Annotated in this window: 21 protein-coding genes, 22 tRNA genes and 1 rRNA gene; 6 read left to right on the top strand and 38 right to left on the bottom strand. The window is 41.6% G+C overall.

Annotated elements, in window-relative coordinates; genetic code table 11:
• The first annotated feature begins 115 nt into the window (after positions 1-115).
• The 3 genes from EDD69_RS12445 to cydB all read left to right on the top strand — a co-directional run bounded on the left by EDD69_RS12445 (position 116) and on the right by cydB (position 2,850).
• A complete protein-coding gene (locus EDD69_RS12445; RefSeq protein ID WP_132949254.1) occupies positions 116-277 on the top strand; it encodes a DUF1540 domain-containing protein in 162 nt (53 codons plus the stop codon).
• 205 nt (positions 278-482) lie between these two features.
• Positions 483-1,832, top strand: coding sequence for a cytochrome ubiquinol oxidase subunit I (locus tag EDD69_RS12440; protein ID WP_132949253.1), 1,350 nt, complete (start codon positions 483-485; stop codon positions 1,830-1,832).
• Positions 1,822-2,850, top strand: a complete 1,029-nt coding sequence (gene cydB, locus EDD69_RS12435; RefSeq protein ID WP_132949252.1) for a cytochrome d ubiquinol oxidase subunit II — start codon at positions 1,822-1,824, stop codon at positions 2,848-2,850. The genes EDD69_RS12440 and cydB overlap by 11 nt, the downstream gene beginning before the upstream one ends.
• A gap of 28 nt (positions 2,851-2,878) precedes the next feature.
• Here cydB and EDD69_RS12430 read toward each other — a convergent pair whose 3' ends face one another.
• The 8 genes from EDD69_RS12430 to EDD69_RS12395 are packed head-to-tail and all read right to left on the bottom strand — an operon-like array spanning position 2,879 to position 11,243.
• Entirely contained in the window at positions 2,879-3,247 is a 369-nt protein-coding gene (locus EDD69_RS12430; RefSeq protein ID WP_424565365.1) for a rhodanese-like domain-containing protein, read from the bottom strand.
• Between the two features lie 10 nt (positions 3,248-3,257).
• The gene (locus EDD69_RS12425) at positions 3,258-3,818 is read right to left on the bottom strand and encodes a class I SAM-dependent methyltransferase (RefSeq protein ID WP_132949250.1); all 561 of its coding nucleotides are present in this window, start codon (positions 3,816-3,818) and stop codon (positions 3,258-3,260) included.
• A 55-nt stretch (positions 3,819-3,873) separates the two neighbouring features.
• Positions 3,874-4,977, bottom strand: coding sequence for an o-succinylbenzoate synthase (menC, locus tag EDD69_RS12420; RefSeq protein ID WP_132949249.1), 1,104 nt, complete (start codon positions 4,975-4,977; stop codon positions 3,874-3,876).
• Entirely contained in the window at positions 4,967-6,445 is a 1,479-nt protein-coding gene (locus tag EDD69_RS12415; protein ID WP_132949248.1) for an o-succinylbenzoate--CoA ligase, read from the bottom strand. The genes menC and EDD69_RS12415 overlap by 11 nt, the downstream gene beginning before the upstream one ends.
• 53 nt (positions 6,446-6,498) lie before the next feature.
• Entirely contained in the window at positions 6,499-7,317 is an 819-nt protein-coding gene (menB, locus tag EDD69_RS12410; protein ID WP_132949247.1) for a 1,4-dihydroxy-2-naphthoyl-CoA synthase, read from the bottom strand.
• A complete protein-coding gene (menH, locus tag EDD69_RS12405) occupies positions 7,307-8,134 on the bottom strand; it encodes a 2-succinyl-6-hydroxy-2,4-cyclohexadiene-1-carboxylate synthase (RefSeq protein ID WP_132949246.1) in 828 nt (275 codons plus the stop codon). Before menH ends, menB begins: the two co-directional genes overlap by 11 nt.
• Positions 8,134-9,864, bottom strand: a complete 1,731-nt coding sequence (menD, locus tag EDD69_RS12400) for a 2-succinyl-5-enolpyruvyl-6-hydroxy-3-cyclohexene-1-carboxylic-acid synthase (protein ID WP_207893285.1) — start codon at positions 9,862-9,864, stop codon at positions 8,134-8,136. Before menD ends, menH begins: the two co-directional genes overlap by 1 nt.
• Positions 9,865-9,869: 5 nt before the next feature.
• Positions 9,870-11,243 (bottom strand): isochorismate synthase, encoded by a 1,374-nt coding sequence (locus tag EDD69_RS12395; protein WP_132949244.1) that lies wholly within the window; start codon positions 11,241-11,243, stop codon positions 9,870-9,872.
• Positions 11,244-11,411: 168 nt separating this feature from the next.
• Between EDD69_RS12395 and EDD69_RS12390 the strand changes: the two genes are divergently transcribed.
• On the top strand, positions 11,412-12,344 hold the full coding sequence (locus EDD69_RS12390; protein ID WP_132949243.1) for a 1,4-dihydroxy-2-naphthoate polyprenyltransferase: 933 nt from the start codon (positions 11,412-11,414) through the stop codon (positions 12,342-12,344).
• Positions 12,345-12,415: 71 nt separating this feature from the next.
• Positions 12,416-13,165, top strand: coding sequence for a yteA family sporulation protein (locus tag EDD69_RS12385; protein ID WP_132949242.1), 750 nt, complete (start codon positions 12,416-12,418; stop codon positions 13,163-13,165).
• A 46-nt stretch (positions 13,166-13,211) separates the two neighbouring features.
• Here the strand turns inward: EDD69_RS12385 and EDD69_RS12380 are convergent, their stop codons facing one another.
• The 5 genes from EDD69_RS12380 to glgB are packed head-to-tail and all read right to left on the bottom strand — an operon-like array spanning position 13,212 to position 21,101.
• Positions 13,212-15,602 carry a glycogen/starch/alpha-glucan phosphorylase gene (locus EDD69_RS12380; protein WP_132949241.1) on the bottom strand — a complete coding sequence of 797 codons (2,391 nt, stop codon included), beginning with the start codon at positions 15,600-15,602 and terminating at the stop codon, positions 13,212-13,214.
• Positions 15,592-17,043 (bottom strand): glycogen synthase GlgA, encoded by a 1,452-nt coding sequence (gene glgA, locus EDD69_RS12375; protein WP_132949240.1) that lies wholly within the window; start codon positions 17,041-17,043, stop codon positions 15,592-15,594. Before glgA ends, EDD69_RS12380 begins: the two co-directional genes overlap by 11 nt.
• The gene (gene glgD, locus EDD69_RS12370) at positions 17,040-18,062 is read right to left on the bottom strand and encodes a glucose-1-phosphate adenylyltransferase subunit GlgD (RefSeq protein WP_132949239.1); all 1,023 of its coding nucleotides are present in this window, start codon (positions 18,060-18,062) and stop codon (positions 17,040-17,042) included. Before glgD ends, glgA begins: the two co-directional genes overlap by 4 nt.
• Positions 18,059-19,219 (bottom strand): glucose-1-phosphate adenylyltransferase, encoded by a 1,161-nt coding sequence (locus EDD69_RS12365; protein ID WP_132949238.1) that lies wholly within the window; start codon positions 19,217-19,219, stop codon positions 18,059-18,061. Before EDD69_RS12365 ends, glgD begins: the two co-directional genes overlap by 4 nt.
• A complete protein-coding gene (gene glgB, locus EDD69_RS12360) occupies positions 19,167-21,101 on the bottom strand; it encodes a 1,4-alpha-glucan branching enzyme (protein WP_132949237.1) in 1,935 nt (644 codons plus the stop codon). Before glgB ends, EDD69_RS12365 begins: the two co-directional genes overlap by 53 nt.
• Before the next feature lie 296 nt (positions 21,102-21,397).
• Between glgB and EDD69_RS12355 the strand changes: the two genes are divergently transcribed.
• A complete protein-coding gene (locus tag EDD69_RS12355; RefSeq protein ID WP_132949236.1) occupies positions 21,398-22,333 on the top strand; it encodes a cation diffusion facilitator family transporter in 936 nt (311 codons plus the stop codon).
• Between the two features lie 65 nt (positions 22,334-22,398).
• On the opposite strand, the gene EDD69_RS15825 is transcribed toward EDD69_RS12355, so the two are convergent.
• The 25 genes from EDD69_RS15825 to rrf form a co-directional block, all read right to left on the bottom strand.
• Positions 22,399-22,572 (bottom strand): transposase, encoded by a 174-nt coding sequence (locus EDD69_RS15825; RefSeq protein WP_424565364.1) that lies wholly within the window; start codon positions 22,570-22,572, stop codon positions 22,399-22,401.
• On the bottom strand, positions 22,569-23,600 hold the full coding sequence (locus EDD69_RS12345; protein WP_132949235.1) for an ISL3 family transposase: 1,032 nt from the start codon (positions 23,598-23,600) through the stop codon (positions 22,569-22,571). The genes EDD69_RS15825 and EDD69_RS12345 overlap by 4 nt, the downstream gene beginning before the upstream one ends.
• A 155-nt stretch (positions 23,601-23,755) precedes the next feature.
• Positions 23,756-23,827 (bottom strand) — tRNA-Glu (locus EDD69_RS12340).
• Positions 23,828-23,847: 20 nt separating this feature from the next.
• Positions 23,848-23,940 (bottom strand) — tRNA-Ser (locus tag EDD69_RS12335).
• Between the two features lie 3 nt (positions 23,941-23,943).
• A tRNA-Asn gene (locus tag EDD69_RS12330) sits at positions 23,944-24,018 on the bottom strand.
• Between the two features lie 4 nt (positions 24,019-24,022).
• A tRNA-Ile gene (locus EDD69_RS12325) sits at positions 24,023-24,099 on the bottom strand.
• A gap of 6 nt (positions 24,100-24,105) precedes the next feature.
• Positions 24,106-24,176, bottom strand: a tRNA-Gly gene (locus EDD69_RS12320).
• A gap of 9 nt (positions 24,177-24,185) precedes the next feature.
• A tRNA-His gene (locus tag EDD69_RS12315) sits at positions 24,186-24,261 on the bottom strand.
• 6 nt (positions 24,262-24,267) lie between these two features.
• Positions 24,268-24,343 (bottom strand) — tRNA-Thr (locus tag EDD69_RS12310).
• Between the two features lie 174 nt (positions 24,344-24,517).
• Positions 24,518-24,593 (bottom strand) — tRNA-Phe (locus tag EDD69_RS12305).
• Between the two features lie 10 nt (positions 24,594-24,603).
• Positions 24,604-24,679: transfer RNA gene (locus EDD69_RS12300), tRNA-Asp, on the bottom strand.
• A gap of 3 nt (positions 24,680-24,682) precedes the next feature.
• Positions 24,683-24,759 (bottom strand) — tRNA-Met (locus EDD69_RS12295).
• Between the two features lie 32 nt (positions 24,760-24,791).
• A tRNA-Ser gene (locus EDD69_RS12290) sits at positions 24,792-24,884 on the bottom strand.
• Between the two features lie 15 nt (positions 24,885-24,899).
• A tRNA-Ile gene (locus EDD69_RS12285) sits at positions 24,900-24,976 on the bottom strand.
• 8 nt (positions 24,977-24,984) lie between these two features.
• A tRNA-Met gene (locus EDD69_RS12280) sits at positions 24,985-25,058 on the bottom strand.
• A gap of 16 nt (positions 25,059-25,074) precedes the next feature.
• A tRNA-Ala gene (locus EDD69_RS12275) sits at positions 25,075-25,150 on the bottom strand.
• Positions 25,151-25,154: 4 nt separating this feature from the next.
• Positions 25,155-25,231, bottom strand: a tRNA-Pro gene (locus EDD69_RS12270).
• Positions 25,232-25,239: 8 nt separating this feature from the next.
• Positions 25,240-25,316, bottom strand: a tRNA-Arg gene (locus tag EDD69_RS12265).
• Between the two features lie 15 nt (positions 25,317-25,331).
• Positions 25,332-25,420 (bottom strand) — tRNA-Leu (locus EDD69_RS12260).
• Positions 25,421-25,427: 7 nt separating this feature from the next.
• A tRNA-Gly gene (locus EDD69_RS12255) sits at positions 25,428-25,502 on the bottom strand.
• Between the two features lie 4 nt (positions 25,503-25,506).
• Positions 25,507-25,588 (bottom strand) — tRNA-Leu (locus EDD69_RS12250).
• Positions 25,589-25,592: 4 nt separating this feature from the next.
• Positions 25,593-25,668, bottom strand: a tRNA-Lys gene (locus tag EDD69_RS12245).
• A 7-nt stretch (positions 25,669-25,675) separates the two neighbouring features.
• Positions 25,676-25,751, bottom strand: a tRNA-Thr gene (locus EDD69_RS12240).
• Positions 25,752-25,923: 172 nt separating this feature from the next.
• Positions 25,924-25,999, bottom strand: a tRNA-Val gene (locus EDD69_RS12235).
• 8 nt (positions 26,000-26,007) lie between these two features.
• Positions 26,008-26,101: ribosomal RNA gene (gene rrf / locus EDD69_RS12230) — 5S ribosomal RNA — on the bottom strand; the annotation flags it as partial.

Raw genomic sequence — 26,101 nt, 5'->3', positions numbered from 1 at the left:
TATCTATGTCAACGTTCAATGATAAAAATTCTCATTGTTTTTAGCGCTTTTTTCAAGTTATGACTGTGAAAAGCTTTGTCAAAACTATATTCGTACAAGGAAAGGAGGGAGATATATGGCAAAAGATGTCCTTTGTGAGGTTAAAAACTGTCATTTCTGGGCCCAAGGAAACAAATGCAGCGCCGATTCGATTTACGTGGTCAGCCATGCAGGATCAAACGCTTCTAGTTCTCATGAAACCGACTGTAAAACGTTTAAGCCAAATTCTGCCGAATAATCAAAAATCCCCTGCGAATGACGCAGGGGATTTTTTGCTATAACACTATTAACAATGTTAATAATGTAAAAAAACGTAAAAAGCCATATTTTCGTCAATTTATCGCCACATTTTCGCAACATTTCTTCCGTACATTCCTCACAAATTCGCTTTAATCTTATATAAAGAAAATATTAATTAAAAATGTGTTCTGGAGGTGGAAACGATGAGCGACGTTTTGTTGCTGAGCCGTTTTCAGTTTGCGATCACGGTCTTTTATCATTTTTTATTCGTTCCGTTAACAATTGGCTTAGTCATTTTAGTGGCTTTTATGGAAACACAATATGTGCGGACAAAAAACCCGCTTTATCGCCAAATGGCAGACTTTTGGGGAAAGTTGTTCACGATTAACTTCGTCCTCGGTGTCGTTACCGGAATTACAATGGAGTTTCAATTTGGGACAAACTGGTCCGAGTATTCAAAGTACATGGGAGATATTTTTGGATCCCCGCTTGCCATTGAAGCATTAGCTGCTTTCTTTTTAGAATCGACGTTTATGGGGATTTGGCTCTTTGGAAAAGATAAAATCTCGCCAAAGCTTCGCGCTTTTTCGATGTGGATGGTTGCATTAGGAACAAACATTTCAGCCCTTTGGATCATTACGGCAAACGGTTTTATGCAAAATCCAGTCGGATATGTTTTGCGTAACGGACGGGTGGAACTCGAGAATTTCTGGGCGCTCGTCACGAACCCTTATGCATGGCATATGTTCGTTCATACCGTTGTTAGCTGTTATATCGTCGGTTCATTCTTTGTCATGGCCGTCAGCGCCTACCATTTATTGCGCAAACAACATGTAGAGTTTTTCCAAAAATCATTTAAATATGCGCTGATTTTCGGATTAGTTGCAGCAACTGCAACGCCGTTTATCGGACACAAATCGGCTTCCTTTGCTGCGAAAATGCAACCAGCAAAAGGAGCTGCATTAGAAGCGGTTTGGGAAACACAAGAAGGATTACCTTTCCATATTATTCAAATTCCTGATCCAGAAAATGAACGCAACCTTGTCGAGTTTTTAACGATTCCGAAGCTAGGCAGCTACTTCTATACCCATTCTTTCGATGGAAAAGTAACAGGATTTGATCAAATTCCAAAAGATGAACGTCCAAATGTCACAATCGTATTTTATTCATTCCGACTCATGGTTGCGCTCGGACTTTACTTTTTAGCTGTCGTTTGGTACGGATTTTATTTATACCGCAAAAATAAATTGCTTGAATCCAAACGGTATTTAAAACTAGTCATGTATTCCGTTTTACTTCCTTACATTGCGATTAACGCTGGATGGACGGTTGCGGAAGTTGGACGCCAGCCTTGGACCGTATACGGATTAATGCGAACAGCTGAAGCCGTATCACCGATTTCGTTATCACAAATCATTTTCTCTCTTGTCAGTCTTGTTATTTTCTACACGATTTTATTAATCGCCGATGTTTACTTAATGATTAAATATGCGAAAAAAGGCCCTTACGCTTCTAGCGATGTGAAAGGAGGGGAAGTTCAGCATGTCTCATGAAACACTCGCGATTATTTGGTTTGGTTTATGGGGATTAATTTGGACGGTTTATTTTATTCTTGATGGATATACACTTGGAACAGGCATGTTATTCCCTTTCATCACAAAAAACCGTCAAGAGCGCAATCAATTACAAGAGGCGGTCGGACCGTTCTGGGGCGGAAACGAAGTATGGTTGATTACGGCAGGGGGAGCGACTTTCGCTGCTTTCCCTACCACTTATGCCAATATGTTTAGCTATTTATATACACCGATGATGCTGATTTTATTCGCCCTCTTTTTCCGGGCAGCTGGTCTAGAGTTTATGCATAAAGAAGAGTCGCCAAGATGGCAAAATTCATGGAAATGGTCGTTTTTTGGCAGCAGCGTGGCTTTATCTTTCTTATTTGGCGTCACTTTTGCCAACCTTTATTACGGATTGAAAATCGGTCCTTCTGGCTACGAAGGAACGCTTTTAAGTTTGCTTCATCCATATGGCATTCTCGGTGGATTGCTATTTATTAGTTTATTTATCGTTTCTGGTTCGCTATGGATTATGATTAAAACGACGGGGGATGTCGCGGATCGCGCTTATCGTATCGCTCGACCTGCTTCTGTCGTTGCAGCAGGTATATTAGCGATTTTCTTCGTTGCAACAAGCAACCGAACACCATTATTCACAAACTTTACGAAACTTCCTGTATTATGGATCATTCCTGCGCTGGCGTTTGTCGCTTCTCTGCTGACTCTGTTGTTTGTTTGGCAAAAACGAATTGGCTTAGCGTTCACAAACATTTGCCTCACCATTTTTTCAATGATGGCAACAGGGTTTATCGGCATGTTCCCAAACATGCTTCCATCGCGTATCGCTGACAAATATAGCACGACGTTATTTGAGGCTGCCGGAAGTGAATTAAACTTAAAAATTATGCTTGGCGTTGCCATCGTCATGGTCCCAATCGTCATCGGCTATCAACTATGGAGCTATAAACTGTTTAAAGAAAAAATTTCAAAAGAAACAGCCAAAGGATATCAATAAAAAGGAGGTCGGCATTCCGACCTCCTTTTTATTGTTCAACGTCTCCTTTCCATTCATTCATGCCGCCTGTCATATTGTAAATGTGTTTAAATCCTTCTTTTACTAATATTTCACTTGCCTGTGCAGAACGGTTTCCTGAACGGCAAACGACAAGATACGTTTTTTCTTTATCCAGTTCATCCATTCTGCTTTCTATTTCTTGCAATGGAAGCAACTTTGCTCCTGGAATATGTCCAGATGCAAATTCTTCTTGTGTACGTACATCAATCACTTCCACTTTTCCCTCGGCAATCAGTTTTTCAGCTTCATCGACAGCAACATTTTTATAACCGCTTTCTGAAGAACAACCCGTCATCATCCACACAACGCTGAGCAAAAAAAGAAAAAGCTTTTTCACTCCGATCACCTCATTTTGCCACAAGCACATAAAATGATGGATGCGGATGAATCATCTCAACCGTAAACCCATGTTCCTTCGCTTTTGCTGCTAATACATCTGAAGCAATACGCTCATGAATCGGCGGCCCCATTTCTGATTCAACCGCTTCCCATTCAATGATCAACAACGTTCCATTCGGTTTTAAAATTCGCTTGATTTCTGTCAACGTTCGCTCTAAATTCGGTACTTCATGTAAAACAAACGCCGCTAACGCTTTATCAACGGAATCATCTTCTAAACGAATGTGGTCTAAATCGCTTTCAATAAGCTGAACATTTTCAATTCCTTGTTCACTTGCACGCTCCTTCAGCAATTCAAGCATTTTCGGCTCAATATCAACCGCAAATACTTTTTTTGCATAAAGCGCCATTGGCAATGTAAAAAAGCCATTCCCTGCTCCTAAATCAGCGACCATATCTTCTTTTTGAATGCCAAATTCTCGAACCATTTTCTCCGGCTGCAACAACTCGTAACGCTTCGGATCTAACAACTTGCTTGCCTTTTCGGGTTTAAATCGATGTCCACCCATTTTTCATCTCCCTTTCTTTTATACCCTAGTAAGTATATTACACTACATTTGCTTTTCATTCAAATATTTGACGATACACCGCTTTTTTAGCTAATGTATTTCGGTCAACATCGATTCCGATTCCAAACCGATCGGGAACGTCCACTTCTCCATTGTTGACGATAATTTCAGGAATGATGATGTCTTTTTCCCAATAGCGCGATGATGCGGAAATATCCCCTGGTATTGTAAAATGCGGGAGGGAGGCTAAAGCGATATTATGCGCACGGGAAATGCCTGTTTCCAACATTCCCCCGCACCAAACCTCCACATGATATTTTTGGCATAAATCATGAATTCGCTTCGCTGCTGTCAGTCCGCCCACCCGGCCAATTTTAATATTAATCACTTGGCAGCTGCCAAGCTCAAGAGCTACTTTTGCATCATGATAGGTCGCAATGCTTTCATCCAAGCAAATCGGCGTCTTTATTTGTTTTTGTAAAAAGGCATGTTCAATCAAATCATCGCTTGCGAGCGGCTGTTCAATCATCATTAATTGAAATTCCTCTAACGCTTTTAATCGCTCAACGTCTTTTAACGAATAGGCCGAATTCGCATCAGCCATAAGCGGAATCTCTGGAAAATGGCGTCGAATTTCCTTTAACCATTCATAGTCATTCTCCGGTTTAATTTTTACTTTTACCCGTTTATATCCTTGCTCCATATACGCTTCAATCATTTTCAAACAGTCGCTCATTTTCTCTGTGCCAACGACGACACCGACTTCAATTTTAGTTCGCACCCCACCGAGGGCTTTCGAAAGTGAAATTCGTTGCCTTTTTGCATATAAATCCCAAATCGCCATTTCCATGCTTGCTTTCGCCATATGATTTCGTTTCACATGCTCAAATAAGGTTGAAACTTGATCCGGATGCTCGATCGTTGCTGAAAGAATGGAGGGGATGAGGAAATCTTCAAGCATGTGCCAACACGTTTTAATCGTTTCTTCCGTATACCAAGGGGTTGAAAAGGCCACGCACTCTCCCCAGCCAATCACTCCATCTGCATCTTCTACTTCAACAATGATGACATCGCGATCTTGAACGGTTTCAAGACTGGTGACAAACGGAGATCGCAATCTCATTACAACATGATAAAGCGTCACCCTTTTAACGTTCATCGCTTCGTCCCTCACCTGTAAGAAGCGAAAGCAACTCTCTTCGCAACAATTTGTTTGAAGCGTTGCGTGGCAAATTGTTCACAAAATAAAATTGCTTTGGAACTTTATATTTTGCTAATTTTTGCTCACAAAACTGCTGTAATTCTTCCTCTGTCACGACCTCATCCTCATGCACTACGACGAACGCGCATGGAACTTGGCCCCATTTTTCATCATCGATTCCGATTACCCCTGCCTCTTTGACTGCTTTATGCTCTAATAAAACGGATTCCACCTCAGCCGGATACACATTTTCCCCGCCAGAAATAATTAAATCCGAACGGCGGTCTAAAACATATAAAAACCCGTCTTCGTCAACATACCCAATATCTCCTGTATAAAACCAACCGTCTTTTAACACTTTTTTCGTTTCTTCTTCACGATATAAGTATCCCTTCATCACATTCGGACCTTTTACGACAATTTCCCCTGCTTCATTCGCTTTCGCTTCTTTTCCATCTTTTTCGATGCGAATTTGTACAGGGAAAAGCGGCTTTCCTGCTGATCCGCGTTTCGATAAATACTCTGGAGGCAATGTAACCACTTGCGAAGCTGTTTCCGTCATTCCGTATGTTTGATACACAGGGATATGTCGACGCGCGCATTCATCGAGCAACGCTCGCGGTGCGGGCCCGCCTCCGAGAAGCATGCAGCGGAACGTTGACGGATATGGCTCGTTCAATTCACGAAGCATTTGTTGTAACATCGTGCTGACAACGGACATGATCGTTGCTTTTTGTTGTAAAATGATTTCATTTGCTTTTTTAGCATCAAACTGCGGCAATATATACACACTCATTCCGTAAATAACACTGCGCATTAAAATCGAAAAACCGCTCACATGGAAAAATGGCACGGCTGCCAACCAACAATCATCCATATGCAATCCCAGATTTAATGCCGATCCAATGGCGCTCCACCAATGATTTCCGTACGTTTGCATGACTCCTTTTGGCTTTCCAGTCGTTCCTGACGTATACATGATCGTCGCAACATCATCCAGATTGTATGTTGTTTGCAGCATTCCCTCTTGTTCAGGGACGGTTTCGAGTTCGGCCCATTCGATTAATTGGATGTCATTGTCCATTGGCTGCAAAGATTGAGCATGATCACAAATGACGAACGAAGCTTGACTATCCCGTAATTGCCATATTAATTCTTCACGCGTAAGACGTATATTTTGCAAAAGCGCAATCGCGCCAACGTATTGTAGCGCATGAATAATTTCTACCATTTTTGCGCTATTTTTCATATGTACAGCAACAATATCTCCTTTTTTTACCCCTAATCGCAACAATTGTTTTGCCTTTTTCTTTGCGAGCTCGTGCAATTCCGAAAACGTGATTTCCTTTTCTCCTTCATATAGCGCGATGCGGTGGGGAGTTAAAAAGGCTCGTTGATGTAGCCAGTTTGGTACGATCATGAACATTTCCTCCTTCAAAAAAAACAGCTTGATGTTCAACACCAAGCTGTTGCTGTTTTTTACGGAAAACGTGGAAATTGTTTGAAGTTCGGTTTGCGTTTTTCTTTAAACGCATCGCGTCCTTCTTTTGCTTCATCGGTTGTATAATAAAGCAACGTCGCATCTCCAGCAAGCTGTTGAATGCCTGCAAGCCCATCCGTATCCGCGTTAAACGCTGCTTTCAAGAAGCGAATCGCCGTCGGGCTTTTTTCTAAAATTTCTTCAGCCCATTTTACCGTTTCTTCTTCTAATTGCTCCAACGGAACGACTTTATTGACAAGGCCCATTTCCAATGCTTCTTGCGCAGTATATTGTCGGCACAAATACCAAATTTCTCGCGCTTTTTTATGACCAACGATGCGCGCCAAATATCCAGCGCCGTATCCGCCATCAAAGCTTCCGACTTTCGGTCCTGTTTGGCCAAAAATCGCATTATCCGCCGCAATCGTTAAGTCGCAAACCACATGTAACACATGTCCGCCGCCAATCGCATAACCCGCTACCATCGCGATGACTGGTTTTGGAATAACGCGGATCAGACGTTGTAAATCCAATACGTTGAGCCGCGGAATGTTATCTTCGCCAACGTATCCGCCATGGCCGCGAACCTTTTGGTCGCCGCCAGAGCAAAACGCTTTTCCGCCTGCACCTGTTAAAATAATCACACCGATTTTAGAATCATCGCGCGCATACGAAAACGCATCAATCAGTTCCATCACCGTTTTTGGGCGAAATGCATTATGTACTTCTGGGCGGTTAATGGTGATTTTTGCGATGCCGTTATACGTTTCATATAAAATATCTTCATACTCTCTCTCTTTTACCCATTCAATTGCCACAGGATGTTCCTCCTTTAAAAATAAATTCATTTACTATTTTAACAAAAAATTCAGGCTGTTCTAGATGAATCGTATGACCTGCACGTTTTGCATGCGCAATAACTCCGTTTGGTAGTAATTGTACCATTTCCTCCGCAATTCGACAAAATTTTTCATCTTCTTCTCCGCAAATAAGCAACGTTGGCATCGTTAGGTTTGTTAAATGGTTCCACCAAGACGGTTGCGTTCCTGTGCCCATTCCTCGCAAACTGTTCGCTAATCCGACCACTTTATTTTTTAATCGCTCGTGACGAAGGTGTTCACGCACGGCTTTCGGCAATTTTTTATGCGAAGCGAAAAGCGGAATGTTCTCCCATCTTTCTACAAACGCTTCGATCCCATGCTGTTCAATAAACGATGCTAACTGCTCGTCTTGCATTCGTCGCATCGCTCGTCCTTCCTCTGTTTTTAAACCTGGGGAACTGCTTTCTAATATTAGTGTTTGAACGTAGGTTGGATGCTTGACCGCCAATGTTAAAGCGAGACGACCACCCATTGAATAGCCGAGAACGTGTGCTTTTTTCATCCCCAATTGATCAAGTAGCGTTGTTAAGTCTGCAGCCACACGTTCAATGTTGTAACGTTCTACATCGGCCGGGCACGCGGTTTTCCCGTGCCCGAGGAGATCAACCATCACCATTTGAAAATGTTTTTCCCAATTTGGAATGAAGGGCTTCCATGTTTCACTGCTTCCTGTAAAGCCGTGCAACAGAAGGAGAGGATCCCCTCGACCACAAATTTCCACATAGTATGACACATCATTCACAACAATTTCCATCAAATTTCCCCTTCACGCAAAAAAATGGATATTTCCTGGGAAACAGATTTCCACAAATTGCGGTGTATTTTGACATTTTCTTCTCGTGATGATGGAATTTCAATGACATGTAATCCTTCTGATGAAGTCGCTTGGACAACGGCTGTTCGAAATTGTTCCCACGTTTCAACTTTTTCGTATTGCCCATCATACATCCGAACGACGTGTTCAAACTGCAAATCGGTCGGAGTACCAAACAATTTTTCAAAATGCTTTGGTTCGCTCGCCTGCGGCAAAAAGGAAAAAATTCCGCCGCCATTGTTGTTCAGTACAATGATCGTTGCATTTAATGATTGCAATTTCGCAGCTAGCAACCCATTCAAATCGTGATAAAACGATAGGTCACCGATGACTAATACGAGCGGCTCGGACACTACACTTGCCCCAAGAGCGCTTGAGACAACTCCATCAATTCCGTTCGCGCCACGATTCGCTAAAATACGAATGTTTTTGTCATTTGTCATGAAAAACGTATCTGCATCGCGAATCGGCATGCTATTTCCGACAAATAAGGTGGTCGATGACGGAAGCAACTGTGCTAATTCAATAAATACCTTTCCTTCAAACATCGTTTGTTCTTCGGCTGCCCGCAACAATGTTTCTTTTGCTAATTCGTTTGCCTTTTGCCATCTTTTCAGCCAACTAGACGTTCGAACATTAGATGAGGCACAATGGGCGAGTTGTTTACAAAAGTCGACTTCGTTGCTTTCAATCATGACATCGATCCTCAATGTCGGATCGCGCCATCCACCTGCTTCATCGACAACGATTTGTTCAATTTCTGGGTGATTTTTCAGCCATAAAAAGAGAGATTTAGAAACCGGCATAGCTCCAAAGCGAATGACAACGTCCGGAACGAGTGCATTTGCCGCTTCTTCGCATTTTAAAATCGCATCATACGTTTCGACAATTTGCTCTTTTCGATGGCTTCCGCTGCGCAATTGTGAAAGCGGATCAGCCAAAATCGGGTAGCCTAACGCTTCCGCTAATGTCGTCACCGCTTCAGAAAAGCGCGGAATATCCATATCTCCGCAAATGATCAATCCTTTTTCAATTGAAGATAATTTTTTATAAAGATCAGCGATGAATGATTCATGTAATTGTTTTTTTCCTGTATATACCTTTGTATATGCTTCGCGGTCATATTCCCACGTTTGTTCACTCATTTTTGGCACAAGCGGTTCCCTAAAAGGAAAGTTTAAATGAACAGGTCCAGCAGGAAGCGCTTGAGCTGTTGTAACCGCCCGTGCAGCCATTGTCCGTACATAGCGAAGCATATGCTCATGGCCTTCTGGCAATGCCATGTCAACAAACCACTTCACATATTTACCATAAATTTCAATTTGGTTAATCGCTTGCGGAGCACCCACATCGCGCAATTCATGCGGACGATCCGCTGTGATGACGACTAACGGTACGCGAGCATGATAAGCTTCGACGATCGCCGGAAAATAATTCGCTACCGCCGTTCCTGATGTACAGAGAAGAGCAACTGGTTTTTGGCTCGCTTTTGCCATTCCCAATGCAAAAAAAGCAGCAGAACGCTCATCAATGTGAACATGAATCTGAATGTTAGGATGTTCTGCCATGACCATCGCAACAGGGGTTGAACGAGAACCTGGGCTAATCACCGCATCATGAATTCCCATTTTCGTCAACTCATCAACAAAAGCAGATACATATAACGTCATCTCATTCACTCGTCCATTCCCCCTAAAGCAAAAAGCATCGGTTTAAATTTTACATTTGTCTCTTCATATTCGCTATAAGCGTCTGAATGGGCAACAATGCCGCATCCTGCAAATAAATGAGCTTCGTTTTCATGAATTAATGCCGAACGAATCGCAACAGCAAATTCGCCGTTTCCACTCGCATCCATCCATCCAATCGGCGCTGCATACCATCCTCGGTCAAGCGGTTCGATTTCACGTATTTTTCGTACCGCCTCTTCTTGCGGAAACCCGCCCAATGCTGGCGTCGGATGAAGTCGTTCAACAAGCGATAAAATGGATACATTTTCTTTGCTGTATCCTTTGACAGGCGTATATAAATGTTGAATATGCCGCATTTTTAACAACGTTGGCGCTTGCGGAACAACGACATGATCGCATACTTCGTTCATTGCGTTGCAAATCATGTCGACAACCAATTGATGCTCTTGTCGATTTTTTTCATCGTGAAGCAACCAATCGCCAAGTTGTTCATCTTCTTTAAGCGTTTTTCCGCGTTTAATCGATCCAGCTAAGCAAACCGTTTCGCACACATTCTCTTCTTTTTTTACAAGCTGTTCTGGGGAAGCACCTAAAAAACAAGAGGATCCGTTTTCAAATGCAAAAATATAGCTCATTGGCTGTTGCTCTCGGAGCGCAGCAAGCACCCTCGCTGAATCGATTTGCTCATTAAACATGAGCTCCAGTTCACGAGCCAACACTACCTTTTGTATTTTCCCGTCATGAATTTCGCTCGTTACATCTTTGACTGCTTGAATCCATTTTTCACGTTCAATTTCTTTTTTCAGTAAGCAATACACATCTTTGTTGTTTTGTTTCTTTTGGCCGTTGAACAGATGAATAATGATCTCTTCTAACTGTTCCAGTGACTGATCAACAACATTGACAGTAAGCCATGTTTCGTTATTTCTTTTCGATAACAGGATGGATGGAAGAATAAATCGAGCAGATGGGAAGTTTATCCATTTTTCTGTTTTTCGTTTGAGCGGATCGAAAGCAAATCCACCAAAAAGAATTGGACCTGTCCCTAACACGTCCTGCTCGCGCTCAATTAAAGCGCCTTCAAGAATTTTTTTCCATTTTCTTTCGATTTCTATAAACCGGTGTTTCGATTGGTCATCGCTTTGAATGACATACGTTCGCCCAAGTCCTACAAAAACGTATTCATTCGTACAATCAGACCAATAAAAACGTTGGCCAAGGAAGAACTTCTCCCCTGCTTCGAAAAACGATAGCGGATCGACCTCATCTACTTTCATCGATACACTGACTATATTCATTTTTTTTGTTAAAGCATCACGCAATCGGTCAATAACTTTGTTTTGATATAAAGTAACCACCTTGAATCACGCCTATACTTAAACTTTTTTTACTCCTTTTTCATTATAATATTGTTATGTATATATAGGAAACAATTTATCTTTCCCAAAACGTTGACACATTTTCCCCGGTTTCCTACACTTATTGTGAACGATTTTTTACATTTTCTTTTGAAGGAGTAGAATTGTATGCCATCACCATTGCGTTCAGATGCACCAGTCATCAAATATAAACGAGATTGGCGAGTTTGGTGGCGCTTATTGCGGCCACACACATTAACGGCTGCTTTTGTACCTGTATCGATCGGCACAGCACTTGCTGTTTACGAAACAACGATTAACTTCTCACTTTTCATCACGATGCTTGTCGCTTCACTTTTTATTCAATCGGCGACGAACATGTTTAATGAGTATTATGATTACAAACGTGGGCTCGACACTCCTGAGTCTATTGGGATTGGCGGAGCGATCGTTCGCGATGGAATCTCTCCAAAAACAGTGCTTCTTCTTGCTTGGTCTTTTTTTGCAGCGGCGGTGCTACTCGGAGTATATATTTGCATGAATAGCAGTTGGTGGCTCGCTTTAGTCGGAACGATTTGTATGGCGGCCGGCTATTTTTACACCGGCGGTCCGATTCCGATTGCTTATACGCCGTTCGGTGAATTAGCAGCAGGATTTTTCATGGGGCTTACGATCATTTTAATTTCGTTTTTTATTCAAACTGGAACAATCACATGGACGCCCGTTCTTGTATCTGTCCCGATTTCGATTTTGGTTGGAGCGATCTTGCTGGCAAATAATATTCGCGATTTAGATGGCGATCGCGCAAACGGTCGAAAAACGTTAGCGATCCTCATCGGTCGGAAAAATGCGATTCGCCTGCTAGGAGCCATGTTTATCGTTTCTTTCGGTTGGATGATCGCTCTCGTTCTGTTTCATATCGTTTCTCCATGGACGTTATTAGTATTTTTTAGCATTCCAAAAGCATTTGTTGCAACGAAAGGATTTGTTGGAAAAACAAAGCCGATCGAAATGATGCCGGCTATGAAAGCGACCGCACAAACGAATACACAATTCGGTCTCTTGCTTGTTATCGGGCTGCTCATTAGCTACTGGCTGTAAAACATAGCGATTGCGCTATGTTTTTTCTTTTTTTTGCAAATACTATGCTTAATCCTATTTAAGAAGGGGGAATGATTGTGCTCACATCTCAACAACAATCCGGCTTACACGCTCGATTATTGCATGACAAAAAAGAACTGCAAAATCGATTGAGGACCAATGATCATTTTGGAAAAGACAGAAACTTTGCGCACGATTCCGTCGGAGAATTGTCAAACTATGATAATCATCCTGCTGATAGTGGCACAGATCTATACGAACGCGAAAAAGATCTTGCGTTAAACGAACACGCGGAAAGAGAATTAAAAGAAATCGAACACGCACTTCATGCGATGGAAAATGGGACGTACGGCATTTGCGAAAAATGCGGAAAGGAGATTCCTTTCGAACGGCTGGAAGCCTTACCGACAACCACTTTTTGTAAAGAACATAGCCCAGATCAAGCTGTTTCAAAACAACGTCCGATTGAAGAAGAAGTACTTCGGCCTCCATTTGGAAGATTCGTTGTCGATGAAGATGACGCGGAAACGTTTGATGCAGAAGACAGTTGGCAAGAAGTGGCTCGCTTCGGGACATCGGAAACTCCTTCCGACATTCAAGGGGACACGATTCATTACGATCGAATGTACATCGAAGCGGAAGAACCGATTGGATACGTAGAAGAGTTTGAAAATTTTGCGGCTGTTGATTTATACGGAAATCATGTCACTGTATATCCAAGCATTTCACATGAACAATACGAAGACATGTTGGATTCTGAACAAATGATGTCGATCATTGGCGACTTACCTCCCGCTGAAAAAGAACCGTATACAGAATAAAAAAGCTGTCCTTTAAGCGTAACATTCGCTTATCGGACAGCCATCCCTATTCGTGAATATTCCAAATATCGCGAGCATACTCACGAATCGTACGGTCACTTGAGAAATATCCGGAATTGGCAATGTTGATCGCACTCATCTCAAGCCACTTTTCTTGATGTTCATATGCCGTCCCTACTTTTTCTTGAGCCTCCACATAAGAAGCAAAATCGCGCAAAACAAAGTATTGATCGTTTTGGGCCAATAATGAATCATAAATCGGTTCAAAGTGATCATATGCATCGTGAAAAAAGCCATTGACAAGCTGATTGACTACTTGTTGAATGCGTTGATCGTGATGATAATATTCATACGAATGGTATCCGCCATTTTCATAGTAATGTAATACTTCTTCGGCGGTTAATCCAAAAATAAAAATGTTGTCGGAACCGACTCGCTCAAAAATTTCAATGTTGGCTCCATCCATTGTGCCAATTGTAACGGCACCGTTTATCATGAATTTCATATTTCCTGTTCCTGATGCTTCTTTGCTGGCTGTCGAAATTTGCTCGCTCACATCGGCAGCAGGGAAAATTTTTTCAGCTAACGAAACACGATAATTTTCTAAAAAAACTACTTTTAGCTGACCTTTTATTTGTTTGTCATGATTAACCTTTTCGGCAAGTGAATGAATCAGTTTAATAATTCGCTTGGCATAATGGTATCCCGGAGAAGCTTTGGCTCCAAAAATGAATGTGCGCGGATAAATCGTAAAATTTGGATCCGCTTTTAGCCGATTGTATAAATACATAATATGAAGAACATTCAATAATTGGCGCTTGTAGGCATGCAGTCGTTTCACTTGCACATCGAAAATCGATGTCTCATCGATCGCGATTCCTGTTTTTTCACAAATCAATTTTGCTAAGATCGCTTTTCTTTTCATTTTCACATGAGCTAGTTCTTCCTTGAATGACGCATCAGTCGCATACCGCTTTAACTCAATCAATTGTTCAGAATGCTTGATCCATCCTGTTCCAATTGCCTCTGTAACGAGCGTTGCCAACTCTGGATTTGCCTTTAGCAACCAGCGCCGATGCGTAATTCCATTCGTTTTATTATTAAACTTTTCTGGGAAGTATTCATAAAACCGTTTCATTTCCCGATGCTTTAAAATTTCGGAATGGATTTTCGCAACACCGTTTACACTATGACACCCAACAATCGCCAAATGAGCCATTTTGACAAGCCCATGCGCAATAATGGCCATTTCCTCAATTCGTTTCCAATCACCTGGGTAACGCTCCCACAAATTGCGACAAAAACGTTCATTAATTTCTTCGATAATCATATAAATTCTCGGTAAAAGCGGTTTAAAAATATAAACGGGCCATTTTTCTAACGCTTCTGACAGCGTCGTGTGATTCGTATAAGAAATGGTATTCGTTGTAATGTACCAAGCATCTTCCCAACTCATTTCTTCTTCGTCCAAAAGAATTCGCATGAGCTCTGGAATCGCTAAAACGGGATGAGTGTCATTAATATGAATGGCAACATGTTGATGAAAGTCTTTTAAATGCCCATAACGATTGCGATATTCGCGCACAATGCTTCCGATGCTGGCGGCAACAAGAAAATATTGCTGCTTTAGGCGCAAAATTTTTCCCTCGTCATTCGCGTCGTCTGGATACAAAAATTCAGAAATCGCTTCTGTCTCACGTTTGTATTGCATAACGTTTTTGTTCATCGGAAACTTGGCTGGTTCTGCACTCCAAAGCCGCAGCGTATTAACGGTTTTTGTATCATACCCAATCACAGGCATATCATAAGGAACAGCCATTACTTTTTCAGCATCGATATGGTGAAATTTTAATCGTCCATTCTCTGTATAAACGTTCACCTTTCCCCAAAAATTCACTTCAATCGCTAAATCTTCTTTACGAACCTCCCAAACGTTTCCATGGCGTAACCATTGTTCAGGAAGTTCTACTTGGTACCCATTCACAATTTTTTGATCAAATAAACCGTGTTTATAACGAATTCCTTGACCGTGTCCCGGTAAATCTAACGAAGCTAAAGAATCTAAGAAGCAGGCCGCAAGCCTGCCGAGTCCTCCATTTCCTAACCCTGCGTCCGTCTCCACCTCTTCAATGTCACGCAACTGAATTCCTAACTCTTTCAATCCTTCTTCAACGACATCACGAATGCCAAGATTCATTAAATAACTTCCAAGCAATCGTCCAAGTAAAAACTCAATGGACAAATAGTATACTTGTTTTTTATGTTCAGCCCGGTTTCGTTCGTTCGTCTGAATCCAATGGTTGCTAATATGTTCGCGAATCATATTTCCTAACGTATGGTATTGGTCAAGTGCCGTCGATTCAGAAAACCGTTTTCCATACACCATTTCTAACCTTTGCAAAAAAGTGTATTTAAACTCTTCTTTGTTAGCGAACATAGCTGCCACTCCCAGTCGTTAATTCGGCATACAATTGGTTATATTTAAATGCTGATTTCGCCCAACTATAGTCACGACTCATCGCTTCTTTCACGATCTTCTCCCATATCTCTTTTTGTTCGTATAAAGATAAAGCACGACGAATGGTATAGAGCATGTCATGGGCATTAAAATTTTTGAACGTAAACCCGTTTCCTTCACCTGTATATTCATTAAAGGATTGAACCGTATCATTCAATCCGCCTGTTTCACGAACAATCGGAATGGCGCCATATCGTAATGCAATCAATTGCCCAAGTCCACACGGTTCAAATTTTGAAGGCATTAAAAACAAATCCGCTCCTGCATAAATTTGATGAGCGAGCTCTTCGTGAAAGCCAATATATACTTTTACTTTTTCGGGATATGTGGCCGCCATTTCGTTAAAAAAGTGCTCAAACTCCCAATCGCCTGTTCCAAGAACGATAAATTGAATGTTTTCCGCTAACATTTCATGAAATACACATTTGACTAAATCTAACCCTTTTTGACTCGTTAAACGTGATACCATTGCCATAACTGGGACATCTTCAACCGTCGACAACCCAAATTTTTGTTGAAGAGCATGTTTATTAATTCCTTTTCTAGCGATGGTCGACGCATCGTAAGGAACGGCAATATACGGATCTTTTCTTGGATTATATACGTCATCGTCGATTCCATTTAAAATCCCGACGACATGTGAACAACGTTCCCGCAAAAGTCCATCTAACTTTTCACCATAATACGCTGTTTGAATTTCTTCCTTATACGTTGGGCTTACCGTTGTAATGAAGTCTGCGGAAACAAGAGCCCCTTTCATAAAACTAACATTTCCATAAAACTCTAAATGTTCAATCGAAAAATAGCGATCGCTTAGGTTTAGTAAATCTCCTAAAATCTCGCGCGGAAAAATTCCTTGAAATTGTAAATTATGAATGGTAAAAACGGTTTTCATGCCCGCATAAAATGAATTTTTCTTATACTCTTCTCTTAATAAAAACGGAATCATCCCTGTATGCCAATCGTGACAATGCAAAACATCCGGTTTAAACGCAATCGCAGGCAGCGAATCAAGAACAGCGCGGCAAAAGTAAGCGAAACGCTCTCCATCATCATAATGCCCATAGAGCGAATCGCGTTTAAAGTAATATTCGTTGTCGACAAAGTAATATGTAATTCCTTCATACTCTAAACATTCAATTCCGCAATACTGTCTTCTCCAACCGACGCGAACCACAAGTTGAGCAATTTTTTTCATCTTGCTTCGATACGTTTCTGAAATCAACCCATATTTCGGTAACATGATCCGAATATCCGTACCAAGCCGCTTCAATTCTTTTGGTAAAGCACCGGCTACATCTGCTAATCCGCCAGACTTGACAAACGGTACACATTCTGAAACAACGAATAAAATTTTCACGAATTCATCAACGCTCCTTGCATCGTTCCTTTTTGAATGACAAATGGCTGTTCTTTCGTTCCAAATAAGTGCGTCCCATCGCTGATGCGAACATCTTTGTCAATAATGACATTGTTTAATTGACATTGATCTCCTATTTGACTTTTTTGCATAATAATGCTGTTTTTAATGACCGTTCCTTTTCCAATTTTCACTGAACGGAAAATAATGCTGTTTTCAACATGTCCTTCGATGATGCATCCGTTCGCAATCATCGAATTTTTTACATTTGAACCATTCATATATCTCGTTGGCGGTTCATCTTTCACTTTTGTATAAATCGGTCTTGATTTTAGAAATAGTTGTTTCCAAATATTTGGACGAAGCAACTCTAAACTGTGAAGAAAATAGCTTTCAATGGAATCAATCACCGCTACATATCCCGAATATTCATAATCGCAAATCGTTAGTTGATTTGTAGGATCGTGCACGACATCAATGATGCTTTGATAACCGGTTTGCTGTTGGGTAGAAATCAACTCAAGCAAAAGCGATGTTTCCAAAATAAACATATTCAATGATTTTCCTTGATGGCGAATTTGTGTAATGTCACACTTATTTTCAATATGACGCTGCAAAATCGCTTCATAATCCATGTTACAAACCGTATAACTATTGCAGATGAGCGCATATTTTTGGCTGCTTCGCAAAAAATAATCAATATGTTGCTGAAAATGCTGAAATGAACCAATTTGCGGAACTGGTAAATCAGGTGATGGGAAAAAGAAGAGGCCATCCCGTTTACGGTTTAAATCCCAATTCTTACCTGATCCAAGATGATCCATTAATGAACGATATTGATACTTCGGAAAAATGGCGACGCTTTCGATCCCTGAATTCACCATATTTGAAAGAACAAAATCAATTAAGCGATAACGTCCTGCAAAAGGAACGGCAGCGATCGATCGATTAAACGTTAAATCCTTCATTTCTTCTTTATACGTTGTTGCATCAATGATCCCAAGCATCAATTTGCTCATCGTTGCCCTCCCTCTCTACCTTTCAGATTTTCCAACAACTCCTCCGTTACAAGAATCACGTCGTCTTGCTCCCTAGCATAAATCACCGTTCCGTTTGGAATTTCCATATTCGGTGGAACAATCACTTTTTCGAGATAGACATTTTCGCCAATCACTGTATTTGGCATAATGACGGAATGTTTAATGGTCGTTTCTTGACCAATATATACACCTTGAAACAGAACGGATTTCTCTACTTTTCCTTCAATGATGCATCCTTCATTTACTAGCGATTCTTTCACATCTGCGCTTGGAGCAATATATTGTGGTGGCTCGTTTGGATTCACGGAATAAATGCGCCAAAAATGATCGAACAAGTCTAATGAAGGTTCTTCCACTAGCAAATCCATATTTGCTTCCCATAAACTTTTGACCGTCCCGACATCTTTCCAATACCCTTTAAAAGGATAGGCAACTAACCGCTTTTTTTTCTCAATGAGAAGAGGGATCACATCTTTACCGAAATCATGGCTTGATTCCGGATTGCAATTATCTATTTCTAAAAACTCTTTTAATATCGACCACTTAAAAATATAAATTCCCATGGAAGCTAAGTTGTTTTTTGGATGGACGGGCTTTTCCTCAAATTCAATAATCTCCATTTCTTCATTTGTATTCATGATGCCAAAGCGACTCGCTTCTTCCCATGGAACTTCAATGACTGAAATCGTCACATCGGCCTTCTTTTCAATATGGTATTCGAGCATTTCCGAATAATTCATCTTATAAATGTGATCACCTGAAAGGATAAGAACATACTCAGGATCATATTGTTTTAAATAATTCAAATGTTGATAAATCGCATTCGCCGTTCCTTTATACCAACGTACCTCCGACGATTCGGCATAAGGAGGCAACACTGTTACTCCTCCATTTTTTCGGTCTAAATCCCATGCACTGCCAATGCCAATATACGTATTTAATTCAAGCGGTTGATACTGTGTTAATACTCCAACGGTATCGATTCCAGAATTGGTGCAATTGCTTAATGTAAAGTCAATAATTCGATACTTTCCTCCAAAAGGAACAGCTGGCTTAGCCAAATTTTTTGTTAACGAATTTAATCTACTCCCTTTTCCCCCTGCGAGTAGCATGGCGACGCACTTTTTTCGAATCATTACGCTCTCTCTCCCCTCTTTTTCGCATCGGCCGCAAAATAGAGACCGCATATGGTGGTATGGTCATACAAACATGATACGGCTTTCCATGAAACGGCTTTTCCACAGCAGTAAGCGTTTTTCGATTCATTTGTCCCGAACCGCCATACGAAACATCATCGCTATTAAAAACCTCTTTGTACGATGCGTTGAGCGGAACCCCAATTTTATAGTTATGATAAACCTCATTTGTAAAATTACATACAACGATTAAAAAATCATTTTCTTTCTTGCCGCGGCGAATAAATGAAAAAATGCTCTGTTCCGCATTGTTCACATCGATCCATTCAAATCCTTCCGGGGTGTGATCCAGCTCATATAGCGCTTTTTGCTTTTTGTAAAAATGAACGAGTTCTTTTACATACTCATCCATTTTTCGATGCAGTTCAAAATCAAACAAAACCCAATCAAGCTGCTCTAAATCTTTCCATTCATCAAATTGCCCAAATTCTCCGCCCATAAATAACAGCTTTTTTCCCGGATGAGCGATCAAATATCCGTATAATAAACGAAGTTGAGCAAATTTTTGCCAATAATCTCCCGGCATTTTATTTAGAAGCGATTTCTTTCCGTGAACGACTTCATCGTGCGATAATGGCAAAATAAAATTTTCTGAATGCGCATATAGAAGAGAAAATGTCACTTTATGATGAACATGTTTTCGTTCATTCATTTCCGTTTCCATATAACTTAATAAATCATTCATCCATCCCATATTCCATTTATAATTAAATCCCAACCCGCCTTCATACGTCGGTGCAGTTACTTGTGGCCAATCGGTCGAATCTTCTGCGATCATTAAAATGGTTGGATCATATGAAAACACCGTTTCATTTAATTTCTTTAAAAAAGAAATCGCATAGGGATTCGAATGCAATACTTCACTATTAGGCCAATACAACATGTTTGCCACAGCGTCGACGCGAAAACCATCGATATGATAATAGTCCATCCAAAACAAAGCATTCGAGATCAGAAAACTGTGGACTTCTGGTTTTCCTAAATCAAAATTAGCCGTTCCCCAAACAAAATTTTCACGATCTTGCATATTGATATATTCATAAGTCGGTTCGCCATCAAACATATAAAGACCATGTTCATCTTTACAAAAATGACCGGGAACCCAATCCAAGATGACGCCAATTCCAGCTTGATGGCATTGATCGATCAATTCCATTAAATCATGTGGGGTTCCATAACGACTCGTTGCGGCATAATAACCGGTTCCTTGATAACCCCATGAACGATCGAGCGGATGCTCAACAAGCGGCAACAATTCAATGTGTGTAAATCCGTGCTCAACGACATACGGAATCAATTCATCAACAATCTGTTTATACGTATAAAAGCTTCCGTCTTCTTTCTTTTTCCATGTACCAAGATGAACTTCATAAATAAACATTGGTTGATTATAAATTTGCTTTCTTTTCTTTTTCCGTTGCCATTCTTGATCATTCCATTTGTATCCATCCAATTTATAAATGATCGACGCTGTATTCGGACGTAATTCCGAATAAAAAGCATATGGATCCGCCTTCAATAAAACTTCTCCGTTTCGAGTAACGATTTCATATTTATAAAGATGACCTTCTAAGTTTTCCGGGATGAAAATTATCCATACTCCTTGTTCGTTTACTTTCACCAATCGATGATGTTCACCGTTCCAATTGTTAAAGCTTCCAACAACTCGAACCTCAACCGCATGAGGCGCCCAAACACAAAAACGAGTGCCTACCGTCCCTCCCTCTTCAACGATATGCGCCCCGAATAACTGATAGCTTTTATAAAATGTTCCCTCATGAAACAAATGAATTTGGAAATCGGTCGGACTGACTGTAATCAAACGCTCGCTCACCCTTTCTTCGATAAAATGACAAAAACATTCGTTATTGAATATATTAAATACTCTAAATGAAAATTCCTTGATAAAAATTTAGATATTTTCTGACATTATTCAACAAATCACATAAAACACATTTACGTAACTTCAAAGTGATTAGGAAAGAAAATCGATTCCAATATCTACAAAATTGTCACTTGCATAATAAAGAATAATTATATAAAATACTTTATTGTAATAATTATATATATTTAATTATAATTATTATAATTATCATATTATAAAGAAAGAGGTGTATTATGACCCCATACGATTATCATCATCTGCCTCACGTAAAAATACAAAACAAATCAAAAAAAACACTTTGGATTACGCTTGCATTAACCTTATTTTTCACTATTGTTGAAATAATAGGAGGAATCCTTTCAAATTCCCTCGCTTTACTTTCTGATTCAGCTCATATGGCATCGGATGTCATCGCGCTCGGTTTGAGCATGGTCGCTCTCTACTTAGCAACACGTCAACCAAACAAAACGTTTACGTTTGGATATTTGCGCTTTGAGATTATTGCTTCATTTTTAAACGGTCTCGCCCTCACCATCATTGCAATCGGAATTTTTATAGAGGGAATTCGACGTTTCATTCATCCGGAGAACATTGATTTTCAATTGATGATCGTCATTGCTTCAATCGGATTTATCGTCAATCTCGTATTAACCATCGTCCTTAGCCGAAGCATGAAAGAAGAAGAAAATTTAAATATAAAAAGTGCATTATGGCATTTTATCGGCGATCTTCTCAGTTCGATTGGCGTCATTATTTCTGCAGTGGTCATCTATTTTACAAACTTTTACTTCTTCGATCCACTCATCAGCATGGTCATCGGCGGGATTATTTTTGTCGGAGGAGCTAAAATTGTTCGCGAATCTTATCTAATTTTGATGGATTCTGTTCCAGAGCAATTCGATATCGATCAAATTCGTGCAGATATTCGTAATGTCGAGGGAGTAGAAGATGTACATGAAATGCATCTATGGGCCATTTCGACAGATCATTATTCGTTGACGGCTCATGTCCTCATTAATGAAAACATCCAACCCTTCTGTGTCATTTTAGCCATTAACGACATTTTGGAAAAAAAGTACGGCATTAAACATTCAACCATTCAAGTCGAACACCCTTCGATTCACAATCATGGTGAATATGGCAAACAGTTTTTGCACAATAAAAAATAAAAGGTTCTATGTCAATTGTTGGGGTGCACTTGATGTGAAGTGCACCTCTTTTATATGTATGAAAGTTAAATAAGTGAGCATAATACCTTATTTCTGAGTCGTTGAAAGTTGCGAATACCATAAGACATTCGTTTAATGACTTTAATTTTATCGTTAATCCCCTCTAAATAACCGTTTGTGTAGGGATAAATAAACGAATTAATGATTTCTTTCTCCCAGCTTTTAAAGGTTCGCTTCATGTACTGATATTCGTCCAGTCCTGATTCGTCAATCGCTTGATACAGCTGTTCCTTGATACAGCTGTTCCTTGATACAGCTGTTCTAAGTTAGACCTTACATTGCGTTCATTGCTTTGTGTCATCCATTTTTTAAAGACTTCTTTCACTTGGTAAGCTTTCTTTAAATCAGGGGACAACTCTAAATAATATTGCAGGAGCTCCTGTTCTCGTGTGGTTAACTTCTCTTTCGGTTTATGTAAGAGAAAACGTAACTTTTTCATCGATTTTCGATCTTTGTCTTGGAACGACTTTTGTACTCTCTTTCGTACTCGTTCAAGTGCCCAGAAGTTATGACGAGCATAATGGAATTTATCCACAATGATAATAGGATTTTGAAAGAGTTGTTGAGCTAATATTTTGTACGGCTGCCACATATCCATGACCACCATTTGAACACGATGAGTCGGTAAAGAACGAAAATAATCTTTTAACGTGGACAACTTCCGATCTTGAATCACATCAAATACCTTGAAGCCTTGAGGATCTCCGATGACACATTGATATTTTCCTTTTTCGGTTGTCCCCTTAAACTCATCAATGGCTAAAATTCGTGGTAATGAGTGGTTCTCATAAGTATAATAACGGTCAAACCATCGAATCACTGTTGATTGTCCCAATCCAAACTCTTTCGCCACTTCCTTAAAATTGGCCGCTCTCACTTTGATGAGAAGGGCTTGAAGGACACGTTTCGTATGACGTTGATAGCGCTCTAAGAAGGTATATCGTTCATAGAAACGCTTCCCACAGGATGTACATTTATAGCGACGCTTTTTTAGAATGAGATACGTATACATTTCGCGAAATTTGACATCTCGAATCTTCTGCAGACGATAATCATGAATAGATCTTGTTCTCTCCCCGCACTGAGGACAACTTTGATGACAAGGTTTGGTTTCGATAAAAATTTCTAGGTGCGTATCCGTTTCCACAATATTTGACACAATGACATTTTCTAATCCAACCAGTTTTGTGATACAATGGTCTTGCATTTACGAAGTCTCCTTTGAAATGAGGTTTGGCCACTTTCATTATAAAAGAGAGCACTTCGTAAATGCTTTTTTATTTTATGAAATTCTTTACCCCAACATTTAGTATAGAACCAAAATAAAAAAGGCGTTGTGAGTTTCTCACAACGCCTTTTTAGTGACCCGTACGGGATTCGAACCCGTGTTACCGCCGTGAAAGGGCGGTGTCTTAACCACTTGACCAACGGGCCTCAATACACCAGTTGTTGCATGGCGGAGAAGGCGGGATTTGAACCCGCGCGCCGCAAAAACGCGACCTAACGGTTTAGCAAACCGTCCCCTTCAGCCACTTGGGTACTTCTCCCAATGGCTCCGCAGGTAGGATTCGAACCTACGACCACTCGGTTAACAGCCGAGCGCTCTACCACTGAGCTACTGCGGAATTATGGTGGGCCTAAGTGGACTTGAACCACCGACCTCACGCTTATCAGGCGTGCGCTCTAACCAGCTGAGCTATAGGCCCTAGAAAAGCGGGTGATGGGAATCGAACCCACGACATCAGCTTGGAAGGCTGAGGTTTTACCACTAAACTACACCCGCATGTTTGAATGGGGCGACTAGTGGGAATCGAACCCACGCATGCCAGAGCCACAATCTGGTGCGTTAACCACTTCGCCATAGCCGCCACGAATGGTGCCGGCTGCAGGACTTGAACCCGCAACCTACTGATTACAAGTCAGTTGCTCTACCAATTGAGCTAAGCCGGCACGATCGGATTTTTTACTTTAGCAACACTTAGCTCGTAATGTATTGAACGTCGTCCCGCTCTCAGAAAGTTTAAACAAGTAGTAGCTCGAGCGGTACGCTGAAGCACATTCACCGAAGTTTATTCGAACGTGCTCTACAATTAGGCTAAGCCGGCATAACTGGCATGATCAAAATGGTGGCTCGGGACGGAATCGAACCGCCGACACAAGGATTTTCAGTCCTTTGCTCTACCGACTGAGCTACCGAGCCTCAACATAACTGGCGGTCCCGACGGGACTCGAACCCGCGATCTCCTGCGTGACAGGCAGGCATGTTAACCACTACACTACGGGACCATTTGGTTGCGGGGGCAGGATTTGAACCTGCGACCTTCGGGTTATGAGCCCGACGAGCTACCAGGCTGCTCCACCCCGCGACGATTTTAACTCAAATCTTTACTTTATAATATGGCGGAGGAGGAGGGATTCGAACCCCCGCGCGCCTTTCGGCGCCTCTCGGTTTTCAAGACCGACCCCTTCAGCCAGACTTGGGTACTCCTCCGTATGATTGATAACATGGTGGACCTTGTAGGACTCGAACCTACGACCGGACGGTTATGAGCCGTCTGCTCTAACCAGCTGAGCTAAAGGTCCTAAGCTAGTAGCGGCGGAGGGAATCGAACCCCCGACCTTACGGGTATGAACCGTATGCTCTAGCCAGCTGAGCTACGCCGCCATTATTCAAATTTGGTTGGTGGAGCCTATCGGGATCGAACCGATGACCTCCTGCGTGCAAAGCAGGCGCTCTCCCAGCTGAGCTAAGGCCCCTCACTGGTCGGGAAGACAGGATTCGAACCTGCGACCCCATGGTCCCAAACCATGTGCTCTACCAAGCTGAGCTACTTCCCGTCTTCGCATGGCGCGCCCGAGAGGATTTGAACCCCTAACCTTCTGATCCGTAGTCAGATGCTCTATCCAATTGAGCTACGGGCGCAATACCCTGTTTTAATGGTGCCGAGGGCCGGACTCGAACCGGCACGGTAGTTACCTACCGCAGGATTTTAAGTCCTGTGCGTCTGCCAATTCCGCCACCCCGGCGGCTTTATGGAGCGGAAGACGGGACTCGAACCCGCGACCCCCACCTTGGCAAGGTGGTGTTCTACCACTGAACTACTTCCGCATTATGCGGGTGGAGGGACTTGAACCCCCACGCCGTGAGGCGCCAGATCCTAAGTCTGGTGCGTCTGCCAATTCCGCCACACCCGCGAAATGGTGAGCCATGGAGGACTCGAACCTCCGACCCTCTGATTAAAAGTCAGATGCTCTACCTGCTGAGCTAATGGCTCGTATGAATGGTGCCGGCTGCAGGACTTGAACCCGCAACCTACTGATTACAAGTCAGTTGCTCTACCAATTGAGCTAAGCCGGCACATGAGAAAGAATGTTTGAACGTTTATCAAGTTTATATTCAGTTGAATGTTGTGCCTCTTCCTCTACTAGCCTTTTCGAGGATGATGGATGCGTCGAGGCAACTCGCCGCTTATTCATAGATGCTTCGCTCGTCTCTACCAATTGAGCTAAGCCGCTTTATTAAATTTTTATGGTGGAGGATGACGGGATCGAACCGCCGACCCCTTGCTTGTAAGGCAAGTGCTCTCCCAGCTGAGCTAATCCTCCATTTTGCTGCCCGGCAACGTCCTACTCTCGCAGGGGCCCCAGCCCCAACTACCATCGGCGCTGGAGAGCTTAACTTCCGTGTTCGGGATGGGAACGGGTGTG

This window comes from Thermolongibacillus altinsuensis (genome assembly GCF_004341205.1).
Lineage (GTDB): Bacteria > Bacillota > Bacilli > Bacillales > Anoxybacillaceae > Thermolongibacillus > Thermolongibacillus altinsuensis.
The sequence above is the reverse complement of the archived record's forward strand: the minus strand, read 5'-3'. Positions and strand labels throughout refer to the sequence as shown.